This is a genomic window from Paeniglutamicibacter sp. NPDC091659 (genome assembly GCF_044756805.1).
GTDB lineage: Bacteria > Actinomycetota > Actinomycetes > Actinomycetales > Micrococcaceae > Paeniglutamicibacter.
Genome location: NZ_JBIVTO010000003.1, coordinates 178,726 through 197,930, shown reverse-complemented (window position 1 = coordinate 197,930; position 19,205 = coordinate 178,726). Strand labels below are relative to the sequence as shown.

At 64.7% G+C, this 19,205-nt stretch carries 16 protein-coding genes; 5 read left to right on the top strand and 11 right to left on the bottom strand.

The features are described 5' to 3' along the window. Positions 1–38 precede the first annotated feature (38 nt). A complete protein-coding gene (locus tag ACIQLF_RS08440; protein ID WP_400296774.1) occupies positions 39–485 on the top strand; it encodes a hypothetical protein in 447 nt (148 codons plus the stop codon). Here the strand turns inward: ACIQLF_RS08440 and ACIQLF_RS08435 are convergent. From ACIQLF_RS08435 to ACIQLF_RS08420, 4 genes are all read right to left on the bottom strand, one after another. Continuing rightward, entirely contained in the window at positions 482–1,759 is a 1,278-nt protein-coding gene (locus tag ACIQLF_RS08435) for a Y-family DNA polymerase (protein ID WP_400296772.1), read from the bottom strand. The two genes, ACIQLF_RS08440 and ACIQLF_RS08435, sit on opposite strands and share 4 nt — an antisense overlap. Before the next feature lie 84 nt (positions 1,760–1,843). Further along, on the bottom strand, positions 1,844–4,552 hold the full coding sequence (locus tag ACIQLF_RS08430) for a PEP/pyruvate-binding domain-containing protein (protein WP_400296769.1): 2,709 nt from the start codon (positions 4,550–4,552) through the stop codon (positions 1,844–1,846). A 242-nt stretch (positions 4,553–4,794) separates the two neighbouring features. Further along, positions 4,795–5,106: an antibiotic biosynthesis monooxygenase family protein gene (locus ACIQLF_RS08425; protein WP_400296767.1), complete on the bottom strand. Its 312-nt coding sequence runs from the start codon at positions 5,104–5,106 to the stop codon at positions 4,795–4,797. A gap of 67 nt (positions 5,107–5,173) precedes the next feature. Further along, entirely contained in the window at positions 5,174–6,055 is an 882-nt protein-coding gene (locus ACIQLF_RS08420; protein WP_400296764.1) for an aldo/keto reductase, read from the bottom strand. Positions 6,056–6,513: 458 nt separating this feature from the next. Between ACIQLF_RS08420 and ACIQLF_RS08415 the strand changes: the two genes are divergently transcribed. Next, complete coding sequence (locus ACIQLF_RS08415) at positions 6,514–7,083, top strand: dihydrofolate reductase family protein (RefSeq protein WP_400296762.1); 570 nt, start codon at positions 6,514–6,516, stop codon at positions 7,081–7,083. A gap of 168 nt (positions 7,084–7,251) precedes the next feature. Here the strand turns inward: ACIQLF_RS08415 and ACIQLF_RS08410 are convergent, their stop codons facing one another. From ACIQLF_RS08410 to ACIQLF_RS08395, 4 genes are all read right to left on the bottom strand, one after another. Then, positions 7,252–7,599 carry a LexA family protein gene (locus tag ACIQLF_RS08410; RefSeq protein ID WP_400296760.1) on the bottom strand — a complete coding sequence of 116 codons (348 nt, stop codon included), beginning with the start codon at positions 7,597–7,599 and terminating at the stop codon, positions 7,252–7,254. Between the two features lie 148 nt (positions 7,600–7,747). Next, positions 7,748–8,623 (bottom strand): cytochrome c biogenesis CcdA family protein, encoded by an 876-nt coding sequence (locus ACIQLF_RS08405; RefSeq protein WP_400296757.1) that lies wholly within the window; start codon positions 8,621–8,623, stop codon positions 7,748–7,750. Between the two features lie 18 nt (positions 8,624–8,641). After that, positions 8,642–9,379, bottom strand: a complete 738-nt coding sequence (locus ACIQLF_RS08400; RefSeq protein WP_400296755.1) for a DsbA family protein — start codon at positions 9,377–9,379, stop codon at positions 8,642–8,644. Positions 9,380–9,596: 217 nt separating this feature from the next. After that, the gene (locus ACIQLF_RS08395) at positions 9,597–10,109 is read right to left on the bottom strand and encodes a nucleoside deaminase (protein ID WP_400296753.1); all 513 of its coding nucleotides are present in this window, start codon (positions 10,107–10,109) and stop codon (positions 9,597–9,599) included. 152 nt (positions 10,110–10,261) lie between these two features. On the opposite strand from ACIQLF_RS08395, the gene ACIQLF_RS08390 reads away from it, so the two are divergent. After that, the gene (locus ACIQLF_RS08390) at positions 10,262–10,891 is read left to right on the top strand and encodes a uracil-DNA glycosylase (RefSeq protein ID WP_400296750.1); all 630 of its coding nucleotides are present in this window, start codon (positions 10,262–10,264) and stop codon (positions 10,889–10,891) included. Then, positions 10,888–11,742, top strand: coding sequence for an SDR family oxidoreductase (locus ACIQLF_RS08385; RefSeq protein ID WP_400296748.1), 855 nt, complete (start codon positions 10,888–10,890; stop codon positions 11,740–11,742). The genes ACIQLF_RS08390 and ACIQLF_RS08385 overlap by 4 nt, the downstream gene beginning before the upstream one ends. Before the next feature lie 122 nt (positions 11,743–11,864). Here the strand turns inward: ACIQLF_RS08385 and ACIQLF_RS08380 are convergent, their stop codons facing one another. From ACIQLF_RS08380 to ACIQLF_RS08370, 3 genes are all read right to left on the bottom strand, one after another. Beyond that, the gene (locus ACIQLF_RS08380; RefSeq protein WP_400296745.1) at positions 11,865–12,329 is read right to left on the bottom strand and encodes a hypothetical protein; all 465 of its coding nucleotides are present in this window, start codon (positions 12,327–12,329) and stop codon (positions 11,865–11,867) included. 210 nt (positions 12,330–12,539) lie between these two features. Continuing rightward, the gene (fdhA, locus tag ACIQLF_RS08375; protein WP_400296743.1) at positions 12,540–13,760 is read right to left on the bottom strand and encodes a formaldehyde dehydrogenase, glutathione-independent; all 1,221 of its coding nucleotides are present in this window, start codon (positions 13,758–13,760) and stop codon (positions 12,540–12,542) included. Between the two features lie 213 nt (positions 13,761–13,973). Continuing rightward, the gene (locus tag ACIQLF_RS08370) at positions 13,974–15,251 is read right to left on the bottom strand and encodes an NAD(P)/FAD-dependent oxidoreductase (RefSeq protein ID WP_400296741.1); all 1,278 of its coding nucleotides are present in this window, start codon (positions 15,249–15,251) and stop codon (positions 13,974–13,976) included. A 534-nt stretch (positions 15,252–15,785) separates the two neighbouring features. Between ACIQLF_RS08370 and ACIQLF_RS08365 the strand changes: the two genes are divergently transcribed. Beyond that, positions 15,786–19,163, top strand: a complete 3,378-nt coding sequence (locus ACIQLF_RS08365) for an SNF2-related protein (RefSeq protein WP_400296738.1) — start codon at positions 15,786–15,788, stop codon at positions 19,161–19,163. Positions 19,164–19,205: the final 42 nt, after the last annotated feature.

Below are 19,205 nucleotides of genomic sequence, written 5' to 3'. Positions count from 1 at the left end.
CGTCTAGTCTTGGCACAACACGAGCGGAGGAAACTACATTGATTGAAAATTCCTTGGATTGCTTGGCTGCAGGCTTTCAACCGCTCACCGTGACCGCCCATCTGCAGACCCCGGCCACTCCCGCCGGACCTGCTGCAGCACCCGACCCATGGACCATGCCCTCGCGTGGCACCGAGTGGTGCGATTGCGGGGAACATCACGACTTGGACCGGGACACCGTGTTGTCCTTCGCCGAGGACCTTGTCGAGGATCCCGAGTGGATGACCCACGACGAAGTCATCGACACGGCCATGGACCTGTGGAACTACGTTGCTGTGTGCGAGTTTTTCCTCATGGCCATCCGTGCCTCGGCGGTGTCCGTCAACGGCGAACCCGCTCAGAGGTACCCCTTCGAGCGCGGCCTCGAAATCGTCGCCTATTTCTCCAAGACCTGGCAGGGGTGCCCGGAAGAAATCTGCCGAACGGTTCGCGACCGCGAAGACTAGGCCCGGACGACGGGAAGCTCGGCCCATTCGGTGGTGAATTTCGGCGATGAGTACTCACGCTTCATCGACCATTTTGGCTCGACGGCGAGTCCACCCGACCCCAGGCCAATGGCCTTGTCGCCGAACTTGGCCTTGACCGCACCCAGCACATCGCCAACGTGCTTTTCCGAGATCTCATCCTCGAAAATGCCGAAGGCTTCCTGGCCCGGGTCCGGCTGGAGCCCGGAGAGCACGACCCCGCCGCGCACATAGGAGGCACCGGGCCGCATGATGTCGCTCATTGCGGCGCTTGCCAGCCTCGTGAGCAAGATGGGGTCCTGGGTTGGCTTGGGCAGCTTGAGCGTCACCGAAGGGAACGATGCCTCCCCCGCCGCGAACCGGCTGGTTCCGGCCGCCACCGTGAGGAGCGTTGCCCACAGTCCGTCGCCCATGAGCCGGGACGCGCCGCGCTGGGCGTAAATGGACATGACTTCCTGCATGGCTTCCAAGGTGGTCACCGGGCTTGAGAACGACCGCGAGTACATGATCTGTTGCTTGTCCGCGCGCTCCTCGTGGTGGGAGATGCAGGGGGTGCCGTTGAGCTCAAGCACGGTGCGCTGGAGGACCACGGAGAACTTCTTGCGGATCTCCGTGACGTCGGCGCGCTTCAAATCGGCGATGCTGGTGATGCCCAGGCCGGCCAGCTTGGTGCCCGTCTTGCCGCCCACTCCCCACAGATCGGTCACCGGCACCCGTGACTGGATCCGCTCGATCAGGTCCGGATCCATGGAGTCCATCGAACAGACACCGTTCAAGTGGGCGTTGTGCTTGGCCACGTGGTTGGCGAACTTGGCCAAGGTCTTGGTCGGCGCGACACCCACGCACACCGGCACGCCAACGCTGCGGGCCACTGTCGCCCGGATGCGCGTGGCCAGTTCCCCGAGTTGGTCGGGGTTTCCCTGCACGCCGAGGAACGATTCGTCGATGGAGTACACCTCCTGCCAGGTGCCGAAGCGCGAGAGCACCTCCATGACGCGGGCGCTCATGTCGCCGTAGAGTTCGTAGTTGCTGGACCGGGCCACCATGCCGTGGCTGCGGATGAACTGCTTCACCTGGAAGAACGGCGCCCCGGTGGTGATGCCGAGGTCCTTGGCTTCCTGCGAGCGCGCGACCACGCAGCCGTCGTTGTTGGAGAGGACGACGACGGGACGTCCCGTGAGTTTGGGGTCAAAGACGCGTTCGCAGGACACGTAGAAGTTGTTGACATCGATCAGCGCAATGCGTTCGTTGCTCATGACGGCCAGGGCCGGGAGCGGGCCGGGCACTTGAACGGAGTCGACATCGGCGGGCCTTCGGGATCGTGGAGGGGTGACTCCAGCCTAATCGAGAAGGGTGTTTCCTGGTTCCGTCGGGGAATCCCGGGTCACGGTTCCGGCATCCCCGTCCACGGTGATCATGTCCCCGGTGCGGATTCGGCGGGTCGCCACCCCGGTGCCCAGCACGGCGGGAATCCCGTATTCCCGGGCCACGATCGAGCTGTGGCTCAGCGGGCCGCCGACGTCGGTGACCACCGCCGCGGCCATGGCGAAGAGCGGGGTCCACGCCGGTGTGGTCATCCGGGCCACCAGCACCTCCCCCGCATGCATCGAGGCGAAGTCCTCCGGCCCGGCCAACACCCGTGCCGGGGCGCGCACCGTGCCGAGGCTGGCACCCACCCCCCTGATCACGTCCCCGGTCTGCGCCTGCTGACCCGCGGGCATCATCCCGGACAGCGCCTTGTCCGCCCAGCGGGCGACCGGAAGCATCTGTGGGGCATCGGCCCGGCGCCGGGCCTTCCACAGGGCCTTGCGTTCGGACACCGCCCCTGCCCGCACAGGTCCGGGGGCGCCGGTGATCTGGACCGGCCCTTGCGCGCCGGCACCCGCCGCAGGTGCCGCGTCGGCCAGCCCGAAGCCGTTGGCCGCCTGAAGCTCGGCAAGCCGCAACCAAAAGACGTCCGCGGCATCGCCCACGACCCCGGCCGTCTTCAGCCGCTCCCCCAGCTCCAGCAGCATGGCCCGGAGCAGCGGCCAGGCCAGGCCGATGTCGGAGAGCGCGTCCTCGCGCATCGGCGCCGCCTTTTGCGCCCAGGCCAGCAGGCGCCCGAAGGTCCGGGCCTTGCGCCCCGCCAGGCGCCCCATGACCCGGGCGGTGCATTCCTCGCGGCGTTGCGCCGAATTGCGTTGGCGTTCGTGCGGGTCGCCGGCCTCGCCGCGCAGGTTGAATTTCAGCATGTCCAGCAACTGTGCGGGGGCATCGGCCGGCACCGGGGTCGCGAAGTCCAGGTTGTAGACGGCATGCCCGAACCTTTGCAGGTGGGTCCGGAAGCGCGCCAGGAACTCGGCCCGGTCGGGATCGGGCGCCGGCTCGTCACCCTCATCGCCATCGCCATCGCCCGGATCCAGCACCTCCGCGGCGAGGACCGCGCTGTCGGTGGCCAGCAGGCGGTCGGCGAGGCCGGGCCGCTCGCGGGCCCATGCGGCGAGGTCGTACAGCGAGTATTCGGCCCGGATGGGTTCGCTGTCGAAGCCCAGCAGGAAGATGTCGGCGGCCGGGTCCCCCGGGGTCTTGACCAGTTTGTCGTAGAAGGCCCGGAGGGCGATCTCGCTGGCCGCAGCCGTGGGCACCACGGACTGCACAGCGGTGTAGTACCGGGTGCCGGCGTCGAGCAGTTCGACGGCCGCCGACAGCAGTTCGTCCCCGGGCAACGACTTCCAGTCACGTTGCGCCCAGGCATCGATGGCCGCCCGGTACGCGGGGTGCGACTCGTTCTTCCAGCCCTCCAGCCCCATCCCCGCCCGTGCGCGGCCCAGCCTGGCCACGGCGATCGGGGACAAAGCCAGCACGCGCATGAATCCGGAGTTCCGGTAATAGTAGTAGGCGTAGCCGTTGACGGTCGGCAACCCCACGTCGCCCTCGCGCATGACGTTCCGGCCGAAGGCCTTGGACATCAGCGCGCTCAGAGAAGCGGTCACAGAGGGGTCGATGAGGTCGGCGAAGAGCGGGGTCAGCGGGTCGGGCAGCTGTTCCACGATGCTGGCGCGGAAGTACAGGCCGTGCCGGTAGGGAAGCGGCCAGGTCTCGGGCACTGCGGCCCCGGGGTCCGGCAGCGCGGTGACGGGGCGGGCCTGGAGAATGCGGAACGCGCCTCCTGACCGGGCCCACTCGATGTCCTGCGGGACACCGAAGTGCCGCGCGATCCTGAGTCCCAGGGTGGCCAGGCGTTGCGCCTCCCCGGTTTCCAGCACGGCCTTGTGGCGCAGGCCTTCGGGCACCGCGGTTTGGCCGGTCCGGTTCCCCGCGTTCACGGTCATGGTGTCCTTGGAGGCGATGCTGCTGGAGAGCACCTTCAGGGTCCCGCCGTCGACGACGATGTCGTCGGTGCTCACCATGCCCCCGACCACCGATTCGCCGAGTCCCCAGGCCGCACCGATGACGACTTCGTCCCGGTTTCCGGTGGCGGGGTTGGCCGTGAACATGACCCCCGCGGCATCGGCGTCGACCATTTCCTGGATGACCACGGCCAGCGCGACGTCCCGCGGCGCGATGCCCGCCCGGGTCCGGTAGGCCATGGCCCGTTCGGTCCACAGCGAGGCCCAGCATTCGCGGACGGCGTCTAGCAGGTCATCGGCCCCGATGACATTCAGGTAGGTTTCCTGCTGCCCCGCGAAGCTGGCCTCCGCCAGGTCCTCGGCCGTGGCGGAGGACCTGACCGCGACAGGCACGCCGGCGCCGTTTCCGGCACCCAAGGCCTTGTAGGCCTCGCTGAGTTCCCAGGCCATGTCCACGGGGATCACCCCGGCGGTGAACAACGCGGCAATGGAACCGGCGGCGTCCAAGCCTTCCTCCGAAGGGGCAGTGGCAAGCTCCAGGATCCGTTCCTCCAGCCCGTTGGCGGCAACGAAGACCCGGTAGGCATCGGTGGTGAGCACGCACCCGCCTGGCACAGGGAAACCGGCCGTGACCAGTTCACCGAGGTTCGCTGCCTTTCCTCCTGCCAGGTCGATGTCCGTTGCCCCGATGGTGTTCAGGCCCCTGATGTAGCGCATCCCGCATGCCCCTTTCGCGTTCCTCCGGCGTGCCGCTGACATCCCACGCTGCTGTTCGTAGTCTTGCACCGGCTGCGCAACGGGGCTAGACACAAGTAGCGGTTCACAGAACCTGTTGGCGTTCCGTTCGGATCCGGCAAGACCGGACTCCGACGGTGCGGCATCCGCAATGGCCAGGCCGGATCGGATGCCATGACGGATCCCGGAACGAAGCCACCGAGAAATTCGGCGATGGCGGCGAGTTATTCCGGCAGACCCGGCACGGCAAAGACTTCTTCGTAGTGCTCCACGGTCGGGAACGGCGAATAGAAATGGTGCAGCAGTCCGCGCCATTCCTGGTATTTCGCAGAGCCGCGAAACCCCTCCGTGTGGTCTTCCAGGGTTCGCCATTCAACCAACAGCAGGTACGTTGACGGGCTTTCCAGGGAGCGTGAAAGCGTGAGGCCCTGAAAGCCCGGCATGGACGAAATGATCGACTTTGCCGTGCCGAAGGCAATCTCGAATTCGCCCTCCATGCCGGGCCTGACTGGGAGCAATGCATGTTCCGTGATCATCCGGCCATTCTGCCCCAGCTTCGCGGGAGGAAGAAAGCGTGGACCGCACTGAATCATCCGTGGCGGGTCAGGCCTCGGGAATCACGCGCCCGAATCCATCGGACGTGATCAGTTCCGGTTCGGGCCCGCCGCGCACTCCCGTGTCGAGTGCATCAATGGCCTCTAGCTCGTCGGGAGCCAGCTCGAAATCGAACACGTTGAAGTTCTCGGCGATGCGCTCCGGCCGCGTGGACTTCGGGATGGCAGAGCGCCCCTGCTGCAGGTGCCACCGGAGCATCACCTGGGCGGCAGACTTGCCGTGGTTCTTCGCGATCCTGAGCAGGGTCTCGTCCTGGAGGGTGCTCTTCTCGCCGTCCCGGTAAAACGTGATGCCGCCGATGGGCGACCACGCCTGGGTAAGGATGCCGTGGGCTGCGTCAAGTGCAACAACGTCGCGCTGCTGGAAGTACGGGTGCATCTCGATCTGGTTGACCGCCGGTACCACTTCCGTGGCCTCAAGCAACCGTGTGAGGTGCTCGACCATGAAGTTACTGACCCCGATGGCTCGGACCTTGCCATCCGCGTACAGCTTCTCCAGCGCCTTGTACGCGGCGATCGTTCGATCGAAGGACGTGGGAACCGCCTGGTGCAGGATCAGCAGGTCGATCTGGTCGATGCCCAGCTTCGCGGAGGACTTCTCGAAGGCGTGGAGGGTTTCGTCGTACCCGTAGTCGGTGACCCAGATCTTGGTTTCGACAAAGACCTCGTCGCGGGGCACCCCCGACTCGCGGATCCCTTGGCCCACCTCGCGTTCGTTGAGATATGCGGCGGCAGTGTCGATGTGCCGGTATCCGATGCGCAGCGCTTCGGCCACGGCGGTTGTGGTCTCCTCGGGAGGTGTTTGGAATACACCGAGGCCCACTGCGGGCATGGTGACACCGTTGTTCAGGACTAGGTTCGTGGTTGTCATGCCGGCAACGCTACGCCCCTGTCTGCGGAGGTGGGAGGCACTGTTATTACCTGTTGTGCCGGACCCTCCCACGCGGAAACTGAATGGTAGGCCGAGACACCTTCAAACGTGGCCAGTTGCAGAAAATGCGTCATGCAACAGATTGAACTGTGGCTTGCTCGAAACGATCATGGAGGGGCAGGCTCGCGGCTTCGGCGTATTGACAAGGCGGTCAGCGTTGCGATTGACATGTGCTGCATCTATTCATACGATCGCTGATCAAATGCACCATTTCTTGTCTTCAGCGATCTGCGTGATGCTCTGCAGTCGGGCAAGGGCAGAGCGCGGATGGTCTGCGGCCTGGTTCGCATCACGACGGCGTTAAAGTAGGTGCGATCGGGGCCGATGAGAAATGGGGCCGGCAGTCGTCTGAGTACGGTCCGGTGAACGCGGGGCGCGCATCAAGGGAGAGCAACGAGATGAGACCACTTCGATATTCGATCAACGTCACGCTCGACGGCTGCTGCCATCACGAGGCAGGGCTCCCCCCGGACGAGGAGTCGATGCGCTACTGGACCGCTGAGATGGAGCGAGCCGATGCCCTGCTATTCGGCCGGGTGACCTACGAGATGATGGCGTCGGCGTGGCGGAAGCCGGCCACGGGCACGTGGCCTGACTGGATGGATGAGTGGCAGATCCCGTTCGCCGAGACCATCGACCGGGCGAAGAAGTACGTCGTGTCGAGCACGCTGAGCGGGGTCGATTGGAATGCCGAGCTGGTGCGAGGCGACTTGGGGCAAGCGGTTCAGCGGCTCAAGCAGGAGTCAGGCGAGGGCCTGTGGGTCGGTGGTGTGACGCTCCCCTTGGCGTTGGCAGATCTGGGTTTGATCGACGAGTACGAGTTCCTTGTGCAGCCGGTCCTTGCCGGACACGGGCCGACGTTGCTCGCCGGTCTGCGCGAGCGCATCCAGCTCGAGCTCGTGGACTGCCGTGAGTTCCGGTCGGGGGCGGTCGCCCTGCGATACCGACCCACGCGAGCTACGGCTTGACGTGATTTGTTCTGGCCCGTTGACCGATCCCTCGCATCGGAACGACGACTCGGGGTCGCGTTGCCCCGCGCTGGCCGTGCCCCCGAACGCGCGGACATATCGACGGGGAACATCGCTCCCAGGTGCCGCCAGAGGACAGGGCAAACGTTGCCTGACGTGGCACCTAATTTAGACGTGGTGCAGGCAACGGGTCACAACGCCCCAGATGCTCGTTTCCTCAAGGATGGCACCGGCTTCGGCCGCTGATTGTTCGTCGCTGCAAAGCACCATGGCCCCTTGGTGAAGGACCAAACGGCGGATGACGAGATCACCCTCCTGCACCGCGATGACAACCGATCCGTCCTTCGGGGTCAACGAACGGTCGACGATGACCTCGTCCCCGTGGGCGATGCCCGCCGAAGCCATGGAGTTCCCCGAGACGCGCATGAGGAATGTCGAAGTGCGGTCGCGAATCAGCAACCTGTTCAGGTCGATTCCGCCGTTGTAGTAGTCGCGGGCCGGCGAAGGAAATCCCATCGCTTCAACGGCGCCGACGGGGCCCTGCGACTCGGGGCCAGGCGTGGGAGGTTGCGGCAGATTGATCCCGAACAACGCACACACCTCCTAGAACAAAGATTCGGCCATTAGCCTAGCAGTGAGGGTAGGGAGGCGTTATCTCTCAGCGCTAGCGCTGTGCGTTCTCTGTTGAAATAGCAGGGGTTTCGTCAGCGGCCTCGTTGGGGCCGTTGGTTCTGCGAATCGCGGCGCGCAGCCACCAGACCAGAAGCAGGACGCCAACAAGCAGCGTCCACACCCAGGACGGAACCACCGAATCAAGCCATCGGCCCGAGTTTTCCAGGAACGAGATCCAGCTTGAGGGCAGCAGCTCGGGGATCGAAGCCATGCCGTTGGTGAAGATCATGAGCCAACCAACCACAAGGGTCACCGCACCGATGAGCAGCGAGGTGGTGTGGAACTTCAGCGGCCCGACGGAGAACCTGCGGCCACGCATCCAGCGCACGGATCCATGCCCGGTCTTGCGAATCAACAAGGCGATGAGAAGGATCGGGATGACCATTCCCACCCCGTAGAGCCCCAGCAGCAGGCCGCCGCGGGCAGGGCTTGCGGAGGTCAGCGCGAGTGTCAGGATCGCACCGAGCACCGGTCCGGTGCAGAACCCTGCCACGCCCGAAACCGCGCCCAGCGCAAACGTCCCAACCAAGGATCCGGCCGCCGGCGCTGGCCTGCCGCCCGGTATGAACCGGGAAAAATCGAACCCGCCACCCAACGCCGTGACCAGGCCCAAAACGATCAGCACCCATCCGGCACCGGTCAGCAGGACGCCGCGATCGATGCTTAGCATTCCGCCCAGCCAGCCCAGTCCCAGCCCCAGCGGCACCAGGGTGATGAGCAGCCCGGCCAGGAAGACCGCGCCGAGGCTCAGCAACTTGGCACGCGACGCGGCGATGTTGGCAAAGAAGGCCGGCAGCAGCAGTGCGTTGCAGGGGCTGAACACCCCGAGCATTCCGCCGATGACGGCGTAGGCGAACCCGACTTCCATGTGTGTTGGGCCTTCCGGTTAACCGGCGAGCTCGGCGTCGATGGCCTGGACGAAGACCTCGAGCGGCTGGGCCCCGACGACCGGGGTTCCGTTGATGATGAACGTCGGGGTTCCCGTGACGCCAAGGTCCTTGGCCTCGTCGTGGTTCTTTTGCACCAACGCGGAGGTTTCCTCTGATGCGGCATCGGCCACCAGTTGCTTGTGGTCCACACCGATCTTCTTGGCGAGTTCCTTGATGCCCTCGGCGGAGAAGTCAGCGTTCTTGGCGGTGGAGCCGTCGGCAAAGATTGCGTCGTGGAATTCCTGGTACTTGCCCTGCTTTCCAGCGGCGACTGCCAGCTCGGCGCTCTGGCGTGAGTTTTCGCCGAAGAACATGATGTCCCGGTACTCGATGCGCAGCTTGCCGGCATCGACGTACTGCTGCACGATCGTGGGCAAGGAATCCGCGGCCCATTTGGCGCAGTATCCGCACTGGAAATCCGAGTAGGTGACCATGGTGACGGGTGCGTCGATGGCGCCGACGGCGGTCGGATCATTGGCGGCGCGGCGTTCGACGTTGATCTTCTGCTGTGCGGCTTCGGTGTTCGGAGCGCTCTCGCTGGGTTGTGCCGCGGCCGCGGGCGGGGTCGCCACGGTATCCCCCGGAGTGGGGATCTGCATCCCGATGATAATGCCGATCAGCAGTGCCACGGGGATCGGCATGATCCAGAACCAGGGCAGTTTTGGCTTGGCCGGTGTTTGGGGTGCTTCTGACATGAGGGAGACGCAGGGTCCTTCCATCGGGGGCATTCCTCACCGAGGTGTCGGGCTACACAGATATCCGGGCGCTCCAACGTCTGCGGCAAGAGGTCTACCAAGAAACGTATCGGAGCCAAGGACACAAGGTGAAATCGCGGCCGCGCACGTCCACCCGAAATGCCGGCTTCCCTGCAGGAGCCGGGAAGTGCTTTGGCCAGGTCCGGATTCGTTCTGGTCAAACCACGTTTTCGGATCCGGCCGCGGCGCCCGATCCATGATGCGAGCGGAAGTGCAGCGCCCGGATCTGGCCCACAAGTTCCTCCGCCGGGCCGTCGACCTCGACGCCCGGGACAATGGCGTTTACCGGCAGCGGCGCCACCGGCGCGGGAGCCACGCCCCATTCCCGCAGCCAGGCATCGAGCATGGCGCCCGAGGCGACGAACACGATCCTGCCGAGACCCGCCCATCCGTGCGCCCCCGCGCACATGGGGCAATGCTCCCCCGAGGTGTAGACGGTGCATGCTGCCCGCTGCTCGGCGGTAAGGTTCCTGAACGCCCATTGCGCAATGGCCAGCTCCGGGTGGGCGGTGCCGTCACCGGAGGCCACCTGGTTGTGTCCCTCGAAACGCACAGTCCCGGTCCCGTCGACGAGCACCGACCCGAACGGCTCGTCCCCCGATTCCAGCGCCTGCCCGGCCAATTCGATGCAGCGCCGCAGGTAATACAGATCGTTCGCGTTGATTCCCATCGACCCATCATCCACCGGCATTTGCCGGTTGACCATGCAGTTCCCGCGCCGGGATTCAACCGATCCAGCCGGCGGAATGGTTCGCCCGGCGGGCGGCGAATGCGCGGACGGCACAATCGGCGTAGGCTCAGGGGTAGGGCGAAAGGTGAATAATGAGCCAATCCGAGTACTTTGAAGAACAGTTGAGCAAGGTGGAGGACGATTCCATCGCCGAGCTCACTGCACTATGTCGCAAGTTGCAGGAACAGCAGCCCGGTTCGCGGGTTCCGCTGATCGATCCGATACACGACGTGGATGAAGCTCGGGTTATTTCCCTGCAAATCGCGCCGGGTCCCGGAACGTCCTCGGGTTTCCTCTCACTGCGCAACGACGATCCGACGGCAGCCCGACTTGCGTCGGTCTATGAGGCAGCCGGGCTGGAACCGCGCTACGGCATCCCGTGGAACGTGTTCCCGTGGGAACTCCCCGACGGCGGAACCAAGCTGACCCCGGATCAGGTCAAGGCCGGGATCCGCCCGCTCAAGGAACTGATGCGCATTGCGTACCGGACCTCCGCGATCGTGGCGCACGGCACCGAGGCCAAGCGCCTGGTGCAGGCCTGGATCAAGGCAGGTGGCCAGCAGGTCATCAACCAGCGCGGCATCAAGATCTACGAGGTGCGTTCCACCGCGGACCGCGCATTCCTGGGATCGGCAGAAAAGCAGCAAGCCTGGTTCGATGAAATGGTCGCCGCCTACACCGACGCCATGGCGCGCGCCGGCCTGCGACCCAACGAGAAGTGAAGGTCCTGATCCTCGGTGCCGGAGACCTCGGCACCGAGGCAGGGCTTCGCCTGGTCGCCGCCGGGCACGAGGTGACAGCTTGGCGCCGACGCGCCGAATTGCTGCCCGCTTCCTTCATTGCGGTGTCCGCAGACCTGGGCGATTCCGAACGCGCACTTCCGGCCATCGACCCCGACACCGAGCTGGTTGTTTTCACCCCAGCCGCGCCCGAGCGCAGCCTCGAGGCCTACCGGCGCACCTACTTGCTGGCGGCGCAACGCGTTTTGTCGGCGCTTGAGCGCGACAACGTGCACCCCGCGCGCTTCATCATGGTCTCCTCGACCGCCGTCTACGGCGATGCCGCCGGCGGCTGGGTCGACGAGAAAACCCCCATCGATCCGCGCGCCGAGACCGCGCAGGTCCTTGCCGCAACCGAAGACCTAGTGCTCGGGCAGTCCGGGACTCCGATCGTCCTGCGCCTCGCCGGTATCTACGGACCCGGCCGCAACCACCTGATCAACCAGGTCCGGGACGGCAAGGCACGCACGGCAGGACGAGTGGTGTGGACCAACAGGATCCACCGCGACGACGCCGCGGCCGCGATCGTTCATCTGGGAACCACGGAGAAGACTCCCGAGCATCTCTACCTGGGCGTGGACCATGAACCTGTGGATCTTGCCGAGGTCCAGGGATTCCTGGCCGAGCGTCTGGGCGTTGCCCCTCCCCCGGAGGGCGAAGCCTCGGTGAACCGCGGCGGTGACCGCAGATTGTCGAACGCGCGGCTGCTGGCCAGCGGCTTTGAATTCGCATTCCCGACCTACCGTGAGGGCTATGCCAGCGTGCTGGCCGGCGAGGGCGTCCGGCACCCCTAAGGGCGTGGGGTCGGTAGTGGCTTGACCGGCGAAACAGTGTCGCCGAATTCTTGGTCTACGCTCGGCTTGGCCCTGGCACCTTTCGGCCGGAAAGATGAAGCGGCACCCATACGCCCGGTCAGCTAGCTGGGCGGAATCCGCCACGGGTACGGGAATTCCGGATCCATCGCCTGCAGCCCGGCCAGTTCCTCTTTGGTCAGCTCGTCCTTTGACGCCTTTTGCGCGAGGGCCAACGCCGCCATGTCCCGGCCTACGTTGCGGAAGTTTGCGATGGTGGCATGCTCGGTCTGCCTGATCACCCATGCAAAGCGCAGCTTCCCCAGTCCCGTGCTTCGCTTGCGGATCTTGAGCAGGTATACAAAGCACCCAACAAAGAGGGAAGCAATAAACAGCGCCATGAGCCCGTCGCCTCCCGCCGCGTCATCCCCGCTGAACCCGATGCCATATCCCCACGCGGCGACGACCCCGGCAAACCCCATGAGCATGAAGAGCACACAGGCGGCAAATTGTGTCACCCAGTAGTTGCCGGCGCTCTTGGTCAGCGCCTTGTACTGCTTCGCGGTGAGGTCTTGGGGAGTTTGGTCCATGCCTCCATGCTTACACGACTTGAACGGCCTCCCTGCGCGAAAATGACCCCGTGAATCGGCACGGAATCTGCGCATCCGATCCTTTCCCTGCATCACCGAAACCGGAAAGCGCCAGGATCCCCGACGAATCGGGAACCCTGGCGCTTTCGCAACCATGCACTCAGCCTGAGTGCCGTCGCTCTCGGGATTGCGCCCTCGAATGCGGCAAGGCTAGTTGTTGACGTAGCCGTTCGGGTTCAGCACGTACTTCGTTGCCGCTCCGGCATCGAACTCCGCGTACCCGCGCGGCGCGTCAAGCAACGAGATCGCCTTGGCATTGACCGCCTTGGCGATCTGGATCTTGTCGTGCAGGATCGCCATCATCAGCTGGCGGTTGTACTTCATGACCGGGCACTGGCCCGTGGTGAAGGACAGCGACTTGGCCCAACCCGTGCCGAGGCTCAACGACAGGCTGCCGCGCTTTGCGGCGTCGTCGACGGCCCCCGGGTCGCCCGTGACGTAAAGCCCCGGGATGCCCAGTGCCCCACCCGCGGCGGTGACGTCCATCAGCGAGTTCAGCACCGTGGCCGGCGCCTCCTGGGCCCCCGTTCCGTGGCCGTGGCCGCGGGCCTCGAACCCGACGGCGTCGATGCCGCAGTCGACTTCCCGCACGCCGAGGATCTGCTCGATCTGGTCCGCCGGGTCGCCGTTGCCCACGTTGATGGTCTCGCAACCGAAGCTGCGGGCCTGGGCCAGGCGTTCCTCGTTCAGGTCACCGACGATGACCACCGCGGCGCCCAACAGCTGGGCACCCGCTGCCGCTGCCAGGCCGACGGGGCCCGCGCCCGCGACGTATACCGTGGAACCCACGGTCACGCCGGCGCTCACGGCCCCGTGGAAGCCTGTGGGCAGGATGTCGGAGAGCATGGTCAGGTCCATGATCTTTTCCAGCGCCTGGTCCCTGTCCGGGAACTTCAGCAGGTTCCAGTCTGCGTACGGGACCAAAACGTACTCGGCCTGGCCGCCGACCCAGCCGCCCATGTCCACGTACCCGTAGGCACTGCCGGGGCGATCCGGGTTGACGTTCAGGCAGATGCCGGTCTTTCGTTCCTTGCAGTTTCGGCAGCGGCCACAGGAAATGTTGAAGGGAACCGAGCAGATGTCACCGACCTTGATGAACTCGACGTCCGAGCCGACCTCGATGACCTCGCCGGTGATTTCGTGCCCGAGGACCAGGTCCGAGGGCGCCGTGGTGCGGCCGCGGACCATGTGCTGGTCGGAGCCGCAGATATTGGTGGTGACAGTGCGCAGGATGACCCCGTGCGGGACCTTCCTGCCGACGTTGGCCGGGTTTACACCCGGTCCATCTTGTAGTTCGAAGGTGGGAAACGGGGTATCGATGACCTCGACGATTCCAGGCCCCTTGTACGCAACAGCTTTGTTACCTGACATGAGTTTTCCTTCCTGTGACCAAAAGGCCGGGGCAAGCGCCTCGACCTCCGGACAGGCTATCGACGAATATGACGAATTGCCATAGTTAATCGCGCCCATTTGTTGGCTATCGCAACTTTTAAGGAAAAGCTCGGGCACAAGAAAACCCCGGCGCCTTGCGCGGAGGTCAAATCCGCGCAAGGCACCGGGGTTTTCAGGAAATTCTGCGGCAGGTTAGAAGCCCTTGCGCAGCGGGTTGAAGTGGCGAGCCACTGCGGGCTTGTCCTTGCCCACGATGCCTGCGGCAAGCAGCTTGCCTGTCAGCGGGCCAAGGGCCACGCCCCACATGCCGTGTCCGCCGCCGACGTGGACGCGCGGGGACTTGGTGGCACCGATCAGCGGCAGGCCGTCGGCGGTGCACGGACGTCCGCCAACCCACTCTTCCTTGCGGTTTTCCCAGTTGATTCCCTTGTAGACCGGCGTCGCCGCGGCCACGATGGCCTCGATGCGCTTGGGCTCCAACGCGTGGTTGGCGTCGCGGAACTCCATGGTGCCGGCGATGCGGAAACGGTCCCCGAGCGGGGTGCAGGCCACGCGCTGGGTCGGGAAGTAGATCGGGTGGGTCGGCATGACCTCGGGCTGCACGGTGAACGAGTAGCCACGGCCTGCCTGGACCACGATGTTCACGCCGAACTTCTTGGTCATGTCGTTCAACCAGGCGCCGGTGGCCATCACCACGTGGTCGGCGGTGATCGAGCGGCCTTCGGAACCAATGACGGTGACCGAGGTGCCGTTGTCGCGGATGTCGGTGACGTTGAACGCGCCAACGATGTCGCCGCCGCGGGCGATCACTGACTCGGCCAGCGATTCCATGTACTTCGGCGGGTTCAGGAAGCGCTGGTTCTTGATCGCAACGCCGGCCGCGACGGTGTCGGACAGGGTCGGTTCGATCGCACGCAGCTCGTCGCCGGTGAGCAGGTCGAACTCGACGTTGCCGCCGGTCTTGTGGATCATGTCGAATTCGTGGAGCAGTCCGTCTCGGTCCTTCAGCGACTTGAAGCCGGTGAGGAACGGGTTGGCAGGCTTGGTCTTCTCGACCACGCCGGGGCCCGCGTTGGTGCCTTCGGCGATCTCATCGAAGGCGTCCAGGCCGGTGGTGCCGATCTCGGAGTAGATCCGCATGGCTTCCTGCCACTTCTTCGGGGTGGAGTGCCAGGCGAAGCCCACCAGGAAGCGCAGCAGCTTCGGGTCGGCCTTCAACGGAATGTACAGCGGGGAAGCCGGGTCGAACATCATCTTCAAGCCGTTGGTGAAGACCGCAGGCTCGGCGATCGGAAGGGTCAGCGCAGGGGTCAGCCAGCCGGCATTGCCCCACGAGGCACCCGAGGCAACGCCGCCGCGGTCCACGACCGTGACCTTGACGCCCTCTTCCTGCAGGTACCAGGCCGCCGAAAGGCCGACGAACCCGGCGCCGACGATTACAACATGCTCAGGCGTCGTTGCGCTGGCCATGATTCACACTCCGATTCAAGAATTTTTTAACAGTTGCCCTCAACTTTGACGCCGAAATGCGTGCGAAGCAACGGCATTTCGCATTTCATCGGTGACGCAAGCCACAATGAACCGCCGGTTGCATTAAGTGCGGCGAATAAGGCAATATTCAGTATTTTCTACGGGCAAGCTTCGAGTCGGCCATACTTCAAGCCGCCGCATCCGCTTTGCATTTTTTGTTCCCCGATTGCACCGGTCCTTTCCGCCGGCGCCGGGGCGGCCCGGGGCACTCGGCGGCAACCCGGCGCCGAAGTAGATGCCGATCGCCTCGAGCCCGGCGTCCAATCGATGCCTCCCGGGGATGACAACCGATCTCCACGACCCGACCTGCGCGGAGTCCGGACACGGCCGTTTGGGCGCAGCGGCGCTTGTATCCGGCGTGCCGAGGCGCGGAGCAAACGCGGCCGGTTGGCCCGCCAATCACGGTTTCAGCTTTGAGATGTGATCCTGCTTGTTTTGACGCTTCGCGTGGGCGGACCCACCTAGACTGTTTTCATGACTTCCGCTTTCCCGACGCTTGCTTCGAGCACCCTTATTGCCGAACTCGTAGGCGTGACGAGCATGGAGCGGGGATCGGAATACGCCAGCACCGGCCGGGTCCTTGACACCACATGGATACCGCCGATGAGCATCGTGCGCGGCAGCGTGGTGGGGTCGGGAAACAAGATCTACCGCACTGCGATCCATTCCCAGGTGCGTAACGGATACCTCTACCCGCAGCACGGCATTTGCACCTGCCCTGTCGGCAACAACTGCAAACATGCCGCGGCCGTCTTGCTGGCCTTCATGTGGGAGGAATCCAACTTCGAAGAGCCCGACCCGCGGGCACCGTGGGAACGCTCGCTGTTGGCGTTGATGGGCGCGGAGGAACTCGGCAGCGAAAAGAAGCAAACGCGTTCCCTGGGCGTGCAGCTTGAACTGCGCCCCAAGGCCAGCCCCCGCTACTACGCCAGCGCCGTCGAGAAGATCAATTCCGGGGAAATCCCGCACACCTCGAAGCTTGAACTCACGATGCGCCCGGTCCAGCTGAACGAAAAGGGCCGCTGGGTCTCCGGAAACCTCACCTGGCAGCACTTCAGGTACACCAGGAGCGGAGAAGTCCCGACGCTGCCGTTCGACAGCGAATACGACCCCATCCAGGTCGAGTGGTTCTGCACGTTGCTGCAGCTCAATTCCTTCGCCGCCTGGAACGGGTCGCACCTGCTCACCAGCGACTTCCTGAGCCCGATGGTGTGGAAACACCTTGCCCAGGCACCCGCGTTGGGCATCGAATTCCGCGCGCTGTCGGCCAAGTCCCTCGTCACTGTGCACGACGCGGTGAACGTCCGCGCCGATGTCGCCTCCGAGGGAAAGAAACTGCGGCTTCGGCCCCTGATCGACGAAACTCCTGCCGGCTTCGACACCGACTTCGCCGGAACGATTTCGGACCACGGCATCTATTGGTGGGACAGCTCCAGCACCCTCAAGAACGCCAACATCCACCTGGCGCCCTCCAAGGAACGCTTGTCCCCGCTCATCACCGGCCTGCTGCGTTCCGACAAGAAGATCACCATTCCGGCCAACGGACGCGAAAACTTCGAGCGGGAATACCTGCCCAAGATCGCCAGGGCCACTCCTCTGGTCTCGTCGGACCACTCCGTATCGGTCCCGGCCTCCGTGGCCCCCACGATGGTCCTGAAACTCACGCACCTTGCCGGCGACGAGGGGCAAACCCGGAAGCAGAAGAAGGACAAGACCGCCGCACCCGGCGTGAAACTGCTCTGGGGTTACGACTACTCCGGCACGTTCGTGCCCATGGGGCATTCGCCCGCCGGCCCCGCCGAACCCGACCACAGGGCGGAGACGTCCCTGCACCGCGGAATTGCAGCGGCCTTGGCGGACTTCCCCGAGGCGTTTGCCGAGCTGTTCCCCGGTTCGAACACCGGCGGGGAATCCGGGGCCAACACCACCGTCCTGCACGGCGTCCCCGCCGCCCGGTTCGTTTCACTGGCCTTGCCGCTGCTCCAGCAGCTTCCCTCCCTGGAAATCATCGTGGAAGGCCCGGCCACCGACTTCGAGGAGCTCACCGCCGATCCGCTGATCACCGTTTCGGCGCAAAACACCGAAACCAACGACTGGTTCGATCTTGGCGTCGAGGTACAGATCGACGGCAACAAGGTTCCCTTCACCGAGCTGTTCCTGGCGCTGGCACACGACGAGAAGCACCTCATGCTGCCCAACGGGAAATACTTCGAGCTCGACCGGCCCGAATACGAACAACTTCGCCGGCTCATCGAGGAAGCCCGCTCGTTGTCCGACTCGCACGGCGAGGACACCGTCCGCATTTCGAAGCACCAGGCTTCCCTGTGGGAAGACCTGAAGGAACTAGCAACAAACGCCGAAGCCACGGCGGAATGGAAAACCTCCGCCGGGAGCCTGGTCAACATCGCCTCCGTCGAGCACGCCCCGGTGCCCGCAGGTATCGACGCCACCCTCCGCCCCTACCAACGCGAGGGGTTTGAATGGCTCTCGTTCCTCTACGACCACTCGCTCGGCGGCGTGCTGGCCGATGACATGGGCCTGGGAAAAACCCTGCAGACCCTGGCACTGATCCAGCATGCGAAGGACCGCCACGATGCCTCGGCCGGCAAGATGCCCCCGTTCCTGGTCGTCGCGCCCACCTCGGTGGTTCCCAACTGGGTCGCCGAGACCAGGCGCTTCGCACCCGGGCTCAAGGCCGTCTACCTCACCGAGACGATCAAGCGCGGCGGCGTTCCGGTCCAGGAAATCGCCGACGAGGTCGATATCGTCATCACCTCCTACGGCCTGTTCCGCATCGACCAGGACGAGTACCGCAACGCCAAGTTCTCAGGGCTCGTCCTGGACGAAGCCCAGTTCGTGAAGAACCCGGCCACGCAGGCCGCCAAGCAGGCCCGAGATTTCCCCACCAGCTTCAAGCTGGCCATCACCGGCACGCCGATGGAAAACAACCTTTCCGAGCTGTGGTCGATGTTCGCCATCGCCGCCCCGGGACTTTTCGCGACACTGAAGCGCTTCGACGAGACCTACCGCAGGCCGATCGAGAAGGACGGCGACGCCGAGGCCCTGACGCGCCTGCGCAGGCGCATCCGCCCGCTGATGCTTCGCCGGACCAAGGAACTGGTCGCCACCGACCTGCCCGAGAAACAAGAGCAGATCCTGGAGCTGGAACTCAGCCCGAAGCACCGAACCATCTACCAGCGCCATCTGCAGCGTGAACGGCAGAAGGTGCTGGGCATGCTCGAAGACATGGACAAGAACCGTTTTGCCGTGTTCTCCTCGCTCACCAAGCTGCGCCAACTCTCGCTCGATGCCTCGCTGATCGACGACCAGTACCATTCGGTGCCCAGCAGCAAGCTCGAGGCCCTGCTGGAGCAGCTCGAGGACCTCACCTCGGAGGGCCACAACGCGCTGGTCTTCAGCCAGTTCACCTCGTTCCTGGGCAAGGCGAGCACCATGCTCACCGAAGCCGGGATCGAACACGCCTACCTGGATGGCTCGACCACCAACCGCGGCAAGGTCATTGAGTCCTTCACCTCGGGCAAGGTCCAGGTGTTCCTGATTTCATTGAAGGCCGGCGGCTTCGGGCTGAACCTCACGCAGGCCGACTACTGCTTCCTCATGGATCCATGGTGGAACCCGGCCTCGGAAAACCAGGCCGTCGACCGCGCCCACCGCATCGGGCAGAAACGCAATGTCATGGTCTACCGCATGGTCTCCAAGAACACCATCGAGGAAAAGGTCATGGCGCTGAAGGAAAAGAAGGCCAAGCTCTTCACTGCGGTGCTGGACGACGACGCGGCGTTTGCCTCGGCGGTCAGTGCCGATGATGTGCGTGCGCTCTTTGATGAGTAGCGCCACGCCAGCAGCGTGCCCCGGCACAACGATGCGGCCACT